This is a genomic window from Arthrobacter sp. TmT3-37 (assembly GCF_054510835.1).
The window spans coordinates 474,704-488,565 of the sequence record NZ_JBTNDU010000002.1; the positions used below are offsets into that span (position 1 = coordinate 474,704).

General features: G+C 70.4%; 10 protein-coding genes. 9 read left to right on the forward strand and 1 reads right to left on the reverse strand.

The genetic code is table 11. The features are described 5' to 3' along the window. Positions 1-21 precede the first annotated feature (21 nt). The gene (locus tag ACX80U_RS04990; protein ID WP_133082027.1) at positions 22-1,041 is read right to left on the reverse strand and encodes an AAA family ATPase; all 1,020 of its coding nucleotides are present in this window, start codon (positions 1,039-1,041) and stop codon (positions 22-24) included. Between the two features lie 186 nt (positions 1,042-1,227). On the opposite strand from ACX80U_RS04990, the gene ACX80U_RS04995 reads away from it, so the two are divergent. The 9 genes from ACX80U_RS04995 (at position 1,228) to ACX80U_RS05035 (ending at position 13,753) form a co-directional block, all read left to right on the forward strand. Beyond that, positions 1,228-2,205, forward strand: a complete 978-nt coding sequence (locus ACX80U_RS04995) for a TatD family hydrolase (protein ID WP_459267617.1) — start codon at positions 1,228-1,230, stop codon at positions 2,203-2,205. A gap of 400 nt (positions 2,206-2,605) precedes the next feature. Then, positions 2,606-3,493 (forward strand): 16S rRNA (adenine(1518)-N(6)/adenine(1519)-N(6))-dimethyltransferase RsmA, encoded by an 888-nt coding sequence (gene rsmA / locus ACX80U_RS05000; RefSeq protein ID WP_459267618.1) that lies wholly within the window; start codon positions 2,606-2,608, stop codon positions 3,491-3,493. A 28-nt stretch (positions 3,494-3,521) separates the two neighbouring features. Further along, a complete protein-coding gene (locus tag ACX80U_RS05005) occupies positions 3,522-4,493 on the forward strand; it encodes a 4-(cytidine 5'-diphospho)-2-C-methyl-D-erythritol kinase (protein WP_459267619.1) in 972 nt (323 codons plus the stop codon). A 36-nt stretch (positions 4,494-4,529) separates the two neighbouring features. Next, the gene (locus tag ACX80U_RS05010; protein WP_459267620.1) at positions 4,530-6,350 is read left to right on the forward strand and encodes an ABC-F family ATP-binding cassette domain-containing protein; all 1,821 of its coding nucleotides are present in this window, start codon (positions 4,530-4,532) and stop codon (positions 6,348-6,350) included. 33 nt (positions 6,351-6,383) lie between these two features. Beyond that, on the forward strand, positions 6,384-7,454 hold the full coding sequence (locus tag ACX80U_RS05015; protein WP_459267621.1) for a glycoside hydrolase family 26 protein: 1,071 nt from the start codon (positions 6,384-6,386) through the stop codon (positions 7,452-7,454). A gap of 556 nt (positions 7,455-8,010) precedes the next feature. Then, on the forward strand, positions 8,011-9,360 hold the full coding sequence (locus ACX80U_RS05020; protein ID WP_459267622.1) for a glycosyltransferase: 1,350 nt from the start codon (positions 8,011-8,013) through the stop codon (positions 9,358-9,360). Further along, positions 9,357-11,198 carry a right-handed parallel beta-helix repeat-containing protein gene (locus ACX80U_RS05025; protein WP_459267623.1) on the forward strand — a complete coding sequence of 614 codons (1,842 nt, stop codon included), beginning with the start codon at positions 9,357-9,359 and terminating at the stop codon, positions 11,196-11,198. Before ACX80U_RS05020 ends, ACX80U_RS05025 begins: the two co-directional genes overlap by 4 nt. Then, positions 11,195-12,265, forward strand: a complete 1,071-nt coding sequence (locus tag ACX80U_RS05030) for a right-handed parallel beta-helix repeat-containing protein (RefSeq protein WP_208740685.1) — start codon at positions 11,195-11,197, stop codon at positions 12,263-12,265. Before ACX80U_RS05025 ends, ACX80U_RS05030 begins: the two co-directional genes overlap by 4 nt. 78 nt (positions 12,266-12,343) lie before the next feature. After that, on the forward strand, positions 12,344-13,753 hold the full coding sequence (locus ACX80U_RS05035) for a nucleotide sugar dehydrogenase (protein WP_133082035.1): 1,410 nt from the start codon (positions 12,344-12,346) through the stop codon (positions 13,751-13,753). Positions 13,754-13,862 lie beyond the last annotated feature (109 nt).

Sequence of the window (13,862 nt, forward strand, 5' to 3'; positions counted from 1 at the left end):
GGATCGGCGACGTCGGCACAGTCACCGCCGCTGCACCTCGCGGGCCACCGGCACCCGCGCGAGGACGTCCTGCACGATCGTCGATGCCGTCTCGCCGGCGCTGGTGGCCTTGCGGTCGAGCAGGAGGCGGTGGGCCAGGACGGCGTCGGCGATCGCGGCGACGTCGTCGGGCAGGACGAAGTCGCGGCCCTCGAGCGCCGCTCCGGCCTTCGCGGCGCGCAGGAGCTGCAGCAGCGACCGGGGACTCGCGCCGAGCCGAAGCCGCGGATGGTCCCGCGTGGCACGGCCGATGGCCACGGTGTAGTCCTTCACCGCGGGCGAGACGTACACACCCCGCACCTGGCGCATCATGCCGGCGATGTCCGTGACGCTCGCGACCGGGCGGATCGCCTCGAGCGGCGACACCGACTGGTGGGTCTCGAGCATGTCCGCCTCCGCACGGGCGTCCGGGTAACCCATGGAGATCCGCGCCATGAAGCGGTCGCGCTGGGCCTCGGGAAGCGGATAGGTGCCCTCCATCTCGATGGGGTTCTGCGTCGCGACCACCATGAACGGCTCGCCGAGGGCATGGGTGTGCCCGTCCACGGTCACCTGGTGCTCCTCCATGCATTCGAGGAGCGAGGACTGCGTCTTGGCCGAGGCGCGATTGATCTCGTCGCCGATGACGATATTCGCGAACACGGGCCCCGGCCGGAACTCGAACCGCCGGGAATCCTGGTTGAAGATCGACACGCCGGTCACGTCGGAGGGCAGCAGGTCGGGCGTGAACTGGATGCGGTTCACCGTGCAGTCGATCGTCCGGGCGAGCGTCTTGGCGAGCAGGGTCTTGCCGACGCCCGGCACGTCCTCGAGGAGGAGATGCCCCTGGGCGAGGAGGACGGTGAGGGCGAGCCGGGCGGCGTCGGGCTTACCGTCGATGACCGTGTCGATGGAGGAGAGGATGCGGGTGCTGATGTCGTGGAAGGTCGCGCCGGGCACGTCCGCCGGTGCCGCCAATCGTGGATCCGCTGCTATCTCGGCGATGTTGTGCTGTACGTCCATGGGCACCTTCCATGCGTGCGGCTGCGGCGGCAGGCGGCGACCGGGACGGCCGGGCAATCGACACGCAGGTGACAGCCGTGGCCGGTCCGGCTCGGGGCAGGACAGACCCGGTTGAATGATTCAACAGATTACTAGCTCAACTTGCTCCCCGGGGGATAAGTTCCGCGCCGGAACTAGGCTTGAAGCATGTGTACCAGTGCAGCAGCCGTCCGTCACCCCTACGCGGCCGGGGAGACACCACCGGCCTATCGGGAACAGGACACCCCGGGCGCCTCGGCCGCCGCGGACGACGGCACGGCCGATCCGGACGCTCCGGCCGTCCGGCGGCGGCGCAAGGGCGGCTACCCGCCGCTGCCGGAGCCGCTGCCCGTCCCCGTCCTCGACAACCACACGCACTTCGACTTCCGCGAGGGGCCCGTGCAGGTGACGATCGCCGAAGCCCTGGACGCGGCCGAGGCCGCCGGGGTCAGGGGCGCGGTGCAGGTCGGCACCGACCTCGAGTCCTCCCGCTTCACCGCCGCCGTCGTCGAGCAGGACCGGCGGCTCCTCGGTGCCGTGGCCCTGCACCCCAACGATGCTCCGCTGCTCGCCGCGGAGGGGGCGCTCGGTGCCGCGCTCGAGGAGATCGAGCACCTCGCCGCCGGCCCGCGCATCCGCGCCCTGGGGGAGACCGGGCTGGACTACTTCCGGACCGGCGAGGACGGGCGCGGCAGCCAGCTCGTGTCCTTCCGCAGCCACATCGACATCGCCAAGCGGCTCGGCAAGGCACTCCAGATCCACGACCGCGATGCACACGACGACGTCGTCCGGACGCTGCTCACGGACGGAGCCCCCGACCGGGTCGTCCTGCACTGCTTCTCGGGGGACGCGGACCTCGCGCGGACCTGCAACGAGCACGGCTGGTACATGTCCTTCGCCGGGACGGTGACCTTCAAGAACGCCGACACCCTGCGGGAGGCCCTGCTCGTCGCCGACCCGGCGCTCGTCCTGACCGAGACCGATGCGCCGTTCCTGACGCCCCACCCCTACCGCGGCCGGCCCAACGCCTCCTACGCGGTGCCCTACACGGTCAGGGCCATGGCGGGCATCCTGGGGACCGACCTCGACGCCCTCTGCGCCCGGCTGACGGCGAACACCGAGGCCGTGTACGGCAGCTGGACCTGATCCGGCAGCCGGGTCCACCGGCCCCCGTGTCGGTGCCAGGTAGCGGGAGCGGGTAGTACCGGGGCCGGTTTCCGAGTACCCCTTCCGCGAAGTCGGGTGGAGGGCACTCGTGCCCTGCGGCGTCCTTCTTCGTAATGTTCTCGACGGGGAGCATCGCCCGCCCGCCATCGCGCCGTGGCCGGCATGCCCTTCCAGCACCGTCCTTCTCGTGAGACCGGAAGACGGCGGTGTGCCCGACGGCTTCCCTCCCCAGCCGGGAAGCCGTGCCTCCGCGGGTCGGTGGCGCCGGAACCCTCCTGAGACCAGGGTTCGCACGAGGCGTCGCCGGCCCGCGGGGCGGACGACGCCGGCCGGGCGCCGCGCAGCGGGGACCGGGCTCCCGGACCGATACGATTGCAGGGTGACAACGCCCCCCGCCGCACACCAGCCCGCGCCCCTCTTCGGAGCCGCAGACATCCGGCGACTGGCGGCCGAGGTGGACATCCGTCCCACGAAGACCCTGGGGCAGAACTTCGTCATCGACGGCAACACCATCCGCCGTATCGTCGCGGCCGCGAACCTCGATGCGGGCGAGACCGTCCTCGAGGTGGGCCCGGGACTCGGGTCCCTGACGCTCGGCCTGCTCGACGCCGCAGAGCGCGTCGTCGCCGTCGAGATCGATCCGGTCCTGGCCGGGAAACTGCCCGACACGATCGCCCGCTGGCGGCCCGACCGCACGGCTGCCCTCGACGTCGTCCTCGAGGACGCCCTGCGCGTGACGGAACTGCCGCACCCGCCCACGGCGCTCGTCGCCAATCTGCCGTACAACGTCGCCGTCCCCGTGGTCCTCAACCTCCTCGAGCGTTTCCCGTCCCTCCGGCACGGGCTCGTGATGGTGCAGGACGAGGTGGCCGACCGGCTCGCTGCTCCTCCCGGCTCGAAGACCTACGGCGTACCGTCCGTCAAGGCGGCCTGGTACTCGAGCATGGCGAAGGCGGGGGTCGTGGGCATGAACGTGTTCTGGCCGGCACCGAAGATCGCCTCGGGCCTCGTCCGCTTCACGCGCAGGGAGCCGCCCGCGACAAGCGCCACCCGGGAGCAGGTGTTCGCCGTCATCGACGCCGCGTTCGCCCAGCGCCGGAAGACCCTGCGGGCGGCGCTCGCAGGCTGGGCGGGGAGCCCCGTCCTCGCGGAGGAGGCGCTGCGCGCCGCCGGCGTGGACCCGACCGCCCGCGGCGAGGTCCTCGACATCGTGGCGTTCGCGCGCATCGCGGAAGCCCGCGCGATGGCCGCGGACTCCCCGGCATGAACTGAGCGGGTGGGTTAGGTTGGTGGGTATGGTCCCGGGCAGAACAGTCGACAAGCGCTCCGGTGCCCGTTCCGTCCGCGTGAAGGCCCCCGGGAAGATCAACGTCGCCCTCCGGGTCGGTCCTCCGCGCGAGGACGGGTACCACGGGATCGCCAGCGTCTTCCTCGCGGTCTCCCTGTACGAGGAGGTCACCGCCACGGAGGTCCCCGGCGACGGCATCAGCGTCACGGTGAACGCCGCGGGTACCCTCAACCTCCCCGCCGACTCGATCCCGCTCGACCGGACCAATCTCGCGGTCCGCGCCGCGGAGCTCCTGGCCGAGGTCAGTCCGGGCCGTTCGGGGGTCCACCTCGACATCACCAAGCGTGTCCCCATCTCCGGCGGGATGGGCGGTGGCTCCGCCGACGCCGCTGCTGCCCTCCTGGCCTGTGACGCCCTGTGGGGGAGCGGCTTCTCGCGCGACGAGCTGGCCAAGATCGCCGTCGACCTCGGCGCCGACGTGCCGTTCGCGCTCGTCGGCGGCACCGCCGTCGGGCTCGGCGTGGGCGACCAGCTCACTCCCGCCATCTCCAAGACGCCCCTGCACTGGGTGCTGGTGACCTCGAACTACGGGCTGTCCACACCCGAGGTCTACCGGCGGCTCGACGACATCCGGCTCCGGAACGGGGTGGAGCCCGATCCCCAGCCGTCCATCGATGCCGCGATCCTCGGGGCCATGCGTGCCGGGGACGCCCTCGGACTGGCCCCGCTGCTCCACAACGACCTCCAGCAGGCGTCCCTCGAACTCGCTCCCGGGCTGGGCGATATCCTTGAGAGGGGCAAGGCCGCGGGCGCGCTGGCCGGGATCGTCTCCGGCTCCGGACCGACGATCGCCTTCCTGACGCAGAGTTCCGGCCACGCGGCCGAACTCGAGTCCCTCCTCGGCACCGAGGGACTGCAGGCGTCGTCCGTGCACGGCCCGGCACACGGGGCGCGCATCGCCACAGATTTCGCGGCCTGACCGCGCTCTCCCGTTCCAACCGAAAGCAGCATCTCCTTGGCACACCTCCTCGGCGCGGAAAACCTCAGCGTCGCCTTCGTCACCCGCACCATCCTCGACAACGTGTCCCTCGGACTCGAGGACGGCGACCGCATCGGCATGGTGGGTCGCAACGGCGACGGCAAGTCCACCCTCATGCGCCTGCTCGCCCAGCGGAGCGCCCCCGATTCCGGCCGTGTGACCAAGCGGCGCGACGTCTCCGTCGGCTATCTGGACCAGTCGGACGTGCTCGACGGCGACCTCGAGGTGGGGCAGGCCATCGTCGGCGACCAGGCGGACCACGAGTGGGCCTCGAACCCGAAGATCCGCGACGTCATGGGCGGGCTCGTCTCCGAGGTCGACTGGCACGCCAAGGTGTCCTCGCTCTCCGGCGGGCAGAAGCGGCGTGTGGCCCTCGCCAAGCTCCTCATAGGCGACGACGACGTCATCATGCTCGACGAGCCCACCAACCACCTCGACGTCGAAGGCGTCGCCTGGCTGGCGCGGCACCTCCAGCAGCGCTGGCGGGCCACCGAGGGGGGCCTGCTCGTGGTGACCCACGACCGCTGGTTCCTCGACGAGGTCTGCAACCACACGTGGGAGGTGCACGACGCCATGGTCGACGATTTCGACGGGGGCTACGCCGCCTACGTCCTCGCGCGCGCCGAGCGTGACCGCATGGCCGCCGTCGTCGAGTCCAAGCGCGTGCAGCTCGTGAAGAAGGAGCTGGCCTGGCTGAGGCGTGGCGCCCCCGCCCGCACCGCGAAGCCGAAGTTCCGGATCGAGGCCGCGAACGAACTGATCGCCGACGTGCCGGAACCGCGGGACTCCCTCGCGCTCAGCAAGATGGCAATGTCCCGCCTCGGCAAGGACGTCCTCGACCTCGAGGACGTCAGCCTCACGATCGACGACGGCGAGGGTTCCGAACGGCGGCTGTTCGACAGGATCACGCTCCGGCTCGCCCCGGGCCAGCGCCTCGGACTGGTGGGCGTCAACGGGTCCGGCAAGACCACGCTGCTGCGGCTGCTCAACGGCGAGCTGCAGCCGAGCGCCGGCAAGGTCAAGAAGGGCAAGACCGTGCAGACGGCCGTGCTCTCGCAGGAGGTGCGCGAACTCGACGATGTCAACGACAGCCGGGTCATCGAGGTGATCGAGTCCGAGAAGCGCGTCTTCGCCGTCGGCGGCAAGGAGGTCTCGGCGAGCCAGCTCGTGGAGCAGCTCGGGTTCACCAACGAGAAGCAGTGGACGCGCGTCAGCGAACTCTCCGGCGGCGAGCGCCGCCGCCTGCAGCTGCTCCGGCTGCTCGTGGGGGAACCGAACGTCCTGATGCTCGACGAGCCGACCAACGACCTCGACACCGACACGCTCTCGGCGATCGAGGACGTGCTGGACGGCTGGCCCGGAACACTCGTGGTGGTCTCGCACGACCGCTATCTGCTCGAACGCGTGACCGACAGCCAGATGGCGCTGCTCGGCGACGGACGCCTGCGCGACCTGCCCGGCGGCGTGGACCAGTACCTCGACCTGCGCAACGCCGCCGGCCCGATGACCGCGACGGGAAGCGCCGCGTCCCCCGCCGTGAGCGGTGGTTCCTCCTCGGGATCCTCGGAGGCGGAGCTGCGGCAGGCCCGCAAGGACCTCGCCCGCATCGAACGGCAGATCACCAAGGTGGACGCTCAGAAGGGCAGGCTGCAGGAGCAGATGAACGCCGCCGGGGCGAAGCCCGACGCCGATTTCGAGCACATCGCGGGACTTAACGCGCGCCTGCAGGAGCTGCAGTCGGAGATCGAGGACCTCGAGGGCCAGTGGATGGAAGCCGCCGAGGTCCTGGGGGAGTAGGGCTCCGCGGTGCGGACGACGGGAGGAAACACGATGGGTCGGAAGGCCGTCCTCGCCCTGGTGGCGGTGCTCGTCGTCTGCCTCGGCGTCGTGCTGTTCCTGCCTCGGCCGGCAGGCACGCAGGCCGGACACGGGCAGGACGACGTCCAGGCGGATGCGTGCGGGAACGTGCGGTCGGGAGAGATCGCACCGGCCGCCCGGTCCCTGCCGGCCTCCGGCGGCCCGGCCCCCGCCGGTCTTCCGCCCATCAGGGGCGAGCGTCCCGCCCTCGGCATCGCGACGGAGGCCGGATTCGGCTCGCCGGCGCAGTGGGACGAGGCCGCCCGGGCCCTGGGTGAGAGCCCGTCCCTGATCATGGCCTACTCCGATTTCACGGCGCCCCTACCGGTCGCGGGCCTGGAGGCCGTCGCCGCGCGAGGGGCCACGCCGGTGCTGACGTGGGAACCGTGGGAGCCCGCAGCCGGTCCGGGACAGACGCGCTTCGCGCTGGCCGGCATCGCGGCCGGCCACCACGACGCCTACCTGCAGCAGTGGGCCGCGAGCATGCGTGCCTACGGGAGACCCGTCCTGCTCCGCTTCGCGCACGAGATGAACTCCCCCTGGTATCCGTGGGGGGCGGGTACCAACGGCAACACGCCCGCCGACTACGTCGCCGCGTGGCGCCACGTACACGGCCTGTTCGACGCCGCCGGCGTGGACAACGTCTCGTGGGTCTGGAACCCCGAGGCCCCGGACTGCGACTCGCGGCCCCTGGCGGCCTTCTACCCGGGGCACGACTATGTCGATGTCGTCGGCCTGGACGGGTACAACTGGGGTACCTCCCGCGAGAACGAGACGTGGCGGACCCCGGAGGAGATCTTCGCCGAAGGGCTGCACCAACTGCGCCGGCTGGCGCCCGGCAGCCCCGTTCTGATCGGCGAGACGGCCTCGACCGACGAGGGCGGTTCGAAGCCGGCCTGGACGGAGGAACTGGTGGAGTATCTCGCCGCCCAGCCCGATGTGCAGGCCTTCGTCTGGTTCGACCACGACAAGGAGTCCGACTGGCGCTTCGCCAGCAGCGACGCGTCACGCGAGGCTCTTCGCGCTGCTCTCGCCTCGCGGTGATGCCGCTGGTGGCGATCGCCCTGCCGTCCCCCGCCGTCGGCACACGCGCCCCGTGAACGTCGAGTTAATTCTGGTCACATCCGTGCCACGGAGCGCCGCACCCAAGTAGCGGTCACGCTTCGCGTGCCGACTTCGTCCCCGACACCCGGACACCACCTCCGTCCGGCGCTGCCGCGCAACCCGTCCCGGCGGCCCCTTGCAGCAAACGCGCAGGTCAGGCCGCGGATCACTGTCGGGGGCGTGGTGTCCCTCGACGCCGGGGGATCCTGCCCCGGCCCTACCGGGCGTCGTCGCCGGCGGTGGCGCGCGGGTCCCGACACGCGGACGGACTCGCAGGAAAACGCAGGTAGGACCAAGTAGGAGCGGCATTTTTTCGGGTAGCACCCGCGTAGCACAGGGGCTGTCACATCGCCCTACCCTCGAATGAGAAGGGTCCTGATGATTCGCCGGGACCAGGCGCCCCGTCTGCACGCGGTCCAGCTGCTGCAGGACGGAGGATGCCCCTCGCCCGATGACGTGCACTCCGCCAGCCGTCCGATCCTGCCCAAGGACACCCATGCACCTTCCGTATGCCGTCAGCACCGCCTCCACCCCCGAGGCGGGTCTCGATGCCCTCCGCACCTCCTGGTCCGCCTGGACGGCCAGCCTCGACTGGACGGATGTCAGCGCCTTCTGGGCCGAGGTCTCCCCGTACTTCCCCGTCGCCGTGGCCGGGGCCATCGTCTGGGGCCTCTGGCTCTACCGGTTCATCCTGTCCCATCGGGCCAAGCCCATCGTCACCGACCACCGGGCGACGACGTCCGTGGTGGTGCCGTCCTTCCACGAGGATCCCGACATCCTCATGAGCGCCCTCGAGTCGTGGCGAGCACAGCACCCCGACGAGATCATCATCGTCCTCGACGTCGAGGACCTCGATGCCTACGCCCGCATCGAAGCCCTGCAGGACCCCACGATCACGCCGATCCTCTTCCACCACGTGGGCAAGCGGTCCGCCCTGGGCGCAGGGATCCGCCTCGCGAAGCACGACATCCTGGTGCTCACCGACTCGGACACCTGGTGGCAGCCGGATCTCCTGCGGAACGTCCAGATGCCCTTCATCGATCCGCTCGTCGGTGCGGTGGGCACCCACCAGACGGTCTACATGCGGGAGACGAGCGTCTGGAGGCGCATCGCCGACTGGCTCGTGAACCTCAGGTACCTCGACTACGTCCCCGCCATGGGTGCGGCCGGCGCCGTCCCGTGCATCTCCGGCAGGACGGCCGTCTACCGTCGATCCGCCGTCCTGCCCGTCCTCGAGCACCTCGAGAACGAGTACTTCCTCGGGAAGCGCTGCATCTCGGGCGACGACGGACGGCTCACCTGGCTCGTCCTCGCCTCCGGCTACAAGACCGTGCACCAGTCGACGGCACGCGCGCTGTCCATGTTCCCCGCCAGCTTCCGGGCCTTCGTGAAGCAGCGCGTGCGGTGGAGCCGCAACTCCTACCGCTGCTACCTGACCGCCATCGGTACGGGCTGGCTCTGGCGGGTCCCCTTCATCACGAAGGTGACGGTCCTGCAGATCCTGCTGACGCCGGTGACCATGGGCCTGACCATGTTCTACCTGATCTTCAACCGCCTGGACTTCACCGTGCTCGGCGTCTCGGCCGCGGTGTGCTGGCTGCTCCTCGGCCGCGGGATCCGCGGCATCTCCCACCTCCGTCGCCACCCCCGCGACATCCTCATCCTGCCGGTGCTCGCCTTCGCGGTCATCCTCGTGGCCCTGCCCATCAAGCTCTACGCCTTCGCCACCATGAACAAGCAGGGCTGGCTGACGCGGCACGCGAACCAGATCGGCGGCGACGGCCAGGACGCCGTCAGCCTCGAGACCGGGACCGCCGCCAAGAGCGGACAGGAGATCGTGGCATGAGCAGCAGGAAACCCGTCCTCCTCAGCCTCCTCGCCCTCGTCTTCATCGCGCTCGTCGGCGCCGGCTTCATCGCGGCGGGCAACCTGTGGAAGAAGTCAGAGGCCGACGCCGTCGGGCGGAACGAGATCGCCGCCAACGGCAACATCCAGGGCGAACTGTATACGGGCGACCCCCGCAGCGAGGCCAGGATCGTCCAGAGCGAGGAGGAGCGCCTCGTCTACGTCCGGACCATCGCCTCCGCGGCGCGGTGGCGCGTCGACGGCCTCGAAGGGCCGTACCGCCTCCACACGGGAGCCACCAATACCCTCGTCCTGCCGGCCCGCACCATCCCGTACACCGCGGCGGACCTCCTGCAGCTCGCACCCGACACCTTCAAACAACTGGCATCGTCCACGTACATGCTCACCGAGAACATCGTGGTGCTTCCCGGCGCGACGCTCTCGTTCAGCGGGGGAGAGGGCATCACCGTCCGCCTGGAGAGCAACAAGGACGCGTTCGTGTCGATCGTCGCGCTCGGCGGGTCGCTCGCGGTCGCGGGCACCGAGGAGTCGGACGTCGAGATCACCAGCTGGAACGGCGCCGGAGCGGACACCGACACGGCCGACGGGCGTGCCTACGTCCGCGTCATCGGCGGCCACGCCTCGTTCTCGCACGCCACCGTGTCCTCGCTCGGATTCTGGAGCGGCAACACGGGCGGTCTCGCCCTGACCGGGACGGACACGGCCGGCACCTTCCAGGACTCGCCGGCGACGGCCGAACCGGCCGCGCCCGCCGGTGCCCGCCTGCTGCCGGAGGAGGACCTCAAGTCCCTCGCCGACCAGACGGACCTCGACTACAGCGTGGTGACGGCGGGCATCGACAACCTGACCGTCCGGGACAACGCCTTCGGCCTCTTCGTCACCAACGCCCGCGACGTCGCCATCCGCGACACCACCATCAGCGGGAGCCTCGTCGACGGCCTGGTGCTCCACCGGTCCGTGACCGATGCGACCATCACCGGCACGACGTCCTCGGACAACGCGGTCGACGGCATCAGCGTGGGACGCTCCAGCACGCGCGTCCAGCTGCAGGACGTGACGGCGAGCGGCAACGGCCGGAACGGGGTCTCCCTCGACGGACAGCCGCTCGCGGACGGCCCGAACGCCGTCGGGACCGCCGTGGTCACCTACGGCGGGAACCGTGTGGTCAAGAGCACCGTCGTCGACAACGGCCGCTACGGCATCGAGGTCAGCGGCGGCAACAACCTGCGCGTGACGGGCAATGCCATCCGCGGCAACGAGGTCGGCGTGGTGGTGAACTACGGCGCCACGGGCGTGAGCATCATCGACAACGAGATCCGGGACCAGGAGCTGCAGGGCGTCGCCGTCCGCGACACGGGTGCGACCGCCGACATCCGCCGGAACACCATCTCGGGCGGCGACACCGGCGTGTACATCCGGGACGCGTCGGCCGCGGTCAGCGGCAACACCATGTCCTCGCTGTCCGGGCACGGCGTCTCCCTGGTCGGCAGCGTGCCCGACACCAAGGTCAGCGGGAACGACGTCGGCGGCTACGGCACGGTGGCGATCTGGGACGAGACCTCCACGGGCGCCGTCGTGGAGGAGAACGAGCTGCTGAACTGGCACCCGGCGCCCACCGTCCACAGCGTGGTGAACTCCGTCTTCCAGCCGCTCACCTTCGTCTGGCTGCTGCTCGGCGCGCTGCTCGTCGCGACGGCCTTCACCCGCAAGAGGCACCTGCGGGTCCGCACCATCCGCAATCCCTACGAGGAGCGGGTCCCGCTCACGGCCCTCAGCCGCGGGATCGTGCGCATCGACGACGTCCGGCGCACCCGGTGAACCGCCGGGGAAGGATCACCGCGCTGGTCCTCGCCGCCCTGGCGCTCGTCGTGGCCGCCGTCGTCGTGGTCGTGGGACTGAACGGGTCCGGTGGCAAGGGGGTCGGCCGCGACCAGGACCCGCGGCCCCGGCCGACGGTGGATGCTCCTCCGGCGCCCGCGCCGATCGAGACACCGGCGGAATGCCCGGAGCCGACGGTGCGGGTGGCCAACTCGACGGATCTCGGGAACGCGCTCGACGCCGCGCGGCCGGGCGACGTCATCGGCCTCGCGGCGGGCGTCTACACCGGCAATTTCACGGCGACCGCCACCGGGACCGCCGAGGAGCCCATCACCCTGTGCGGTGACACCGAGAGCATCCTCGACGGCGGCACCACCGACGACGGCTACGTGTTCCACCTCGAGGACTCCGCCTACTGGGTGCTGCAGGGGTTCACGGTGCGCAACGGCCAGAAGGGGGTCATGGTGGACCAGAGCACCAACACCCTGATCACCGGTCTCACGGTCACCACGACCGGGGACGAGGCGATCCACCTGCGGAAGTTCAGTACCGACAACCGCGTGATCGGCAACACGATCAGCGACACCGGTCTGCGGAAGCCCAAGTTCGGCGAGGGCGTCTATGTCGGCACCGCCGAGAGCAACTGGTGTGACATCAGCAACTGCGAACCGGACCGGAGCGACCGCAACGAGATCTCCGGGAACACGATCTCCGGCACGACCTCGGAGAACGTGGACATCAAGGAAGGCACGTCGGACGGGATCCTGCGGGCCAACAGCTTCGACGGCTCCGGGATCGTCGAGGCCGACTCCTGGGTGGACGTCAAGGGCCGGGGCTGGATCATCGCCGAGAACACCGGCGCCGACTCGCCCCAGGACGGGTTCCAGACCCACGAGATCGTGGACGGCTGGGGCACCGAGAACGTCTTCCGCGACAACGTGGCCCAGGTCAACGGGCCCGGCCTGGGCTACTCGCTGAAGCCCGTGCGCGACAACGTGGTCGAGTGCAGCAACACCGCCGCCGGTGCAGGAGAAGGGCTGTCCAACGAACCCTGCACATCCGGCTGACCCGGCTTCCGTCCCGCACCGCTTCCCTCCCGTATCCACCGACAATCCGCGCTATTCCTACCGGAAAGAGGACCAACGATGAACAGTTCCCATGAGAACGACCAGCCCGCACCCCGCGTGACCGTGATCGGCACCGGCTACCTCGGGGCGACCCACGCCGTCTGCATGGCCATCATGGGCTTCGACGTCCTGGGCGTCGACGTGGACCAGCGCAAGATCGACATGCTGTCCGCCGGCACGGTGCCGTTCTTCGAGCCGGGGCTGCCCGAGAAGCTCGAGGAGGCGCTCGCGTCCGGCCGCCTGCGCTTCAGCACCGATTTCGACGAGGCGGCGTCCTTCGGCGACGTGCACTTCGTCTGCGTCGGAACGCCGCAGGCGCCCGACTCCTCCGCAGCGGACCTCCGCTACGTCGATGCCGCGTTCACGGCGCTGGCCACGCGCATCGACCGGAAGGCCCTGCTCGTGGGCAAGTCGACGGTGCCGATCGGTACGGCCGCGCGCATCACGACGATGGTGCAGTCCATCTCACCGCTCGGCGCCGAACTCGAACTCGCCTGGAACCCCGAGTTCCTGCGCGAGGGCTTCGCCGTCCAGGACACGCTCTTCCCTGACCGCCTCGTCTTCGGCGTCAGCTCCGACTGGGCCGAGCAGCAGCTCCGCCGGGTCTTCGAGCCCATCCTCGACCTCGACACGCCGCTGATCGTCGCGGACCTGGCGACCTCCGAGCTGGTCAAGGTCGCGGCCAACTCCTTCCTCGCCACGAAGATCTCCTTCATCAACGCGATGGCGGAGATCTGCGAGGCCACCGGCGCCGACGTCAACCACCTCGCCAAGGCCCTCAGCCTGGACGACCGCATCGGCGGCCGCTTCCTCAAGCCGGGACTAGGATTCGGTGGAGGCTGCCTGCCCAAGGACATCCGGGCCTTCAAGCACCGCGCCGAAGAGTTGGGCGTCGGACAGGCCGTCAGCTTCCTGGGGGAGGTCGATTCGATCAACAACCGTCGCCGCGTGCGCACGGTGGACCTGATCCGCGAACTGGCCGGCGGATCCCTGGCCGGCGTCCGCGTCGCGGCCCTCGGTGCGGCGTTCAAGCCCAACTCCGACGACGTCCGTGACGCCCCCGCCCTGGACGTCGCCCGCCTGCTGTACCTGGAGGGCGCGATCGTCTCCGTCTACGACCCCGAGGCGAACGCGAACGCCCACCGTGCCTACCCCGACCTCAACTACGTCGGCTCCATGGCCGAAGCGGTGGACAAGGCCGACGTCGTCGCCCTGCTCACCGAGTGGTCGGAATTCCGCAATGCGGATCCCGACACCCTCGGCGCCCTCGTCAGCCACCGCCGGATCCTCGACGGGCGGCATGCGCTGAACGCCAACGACTACACGTCGAAGGGCTGGCAGTACCGGGCCCTCGGACGGCCGGCGCAGGCCGCGACGGTGGAACTCGCGAGCGACGTGCGCGACGAGACGCCGACGCTGGCCGGGTAGGCGCGAGCGACGGAACGGCCGGGGGGGGGGGGGGGGGGGCTCCCCGGGCCCAAGCTGTTCTCCTCCCCTCTTATCGCCGGGAAGGGTGTTTACTCCCCCGGCCGCCACC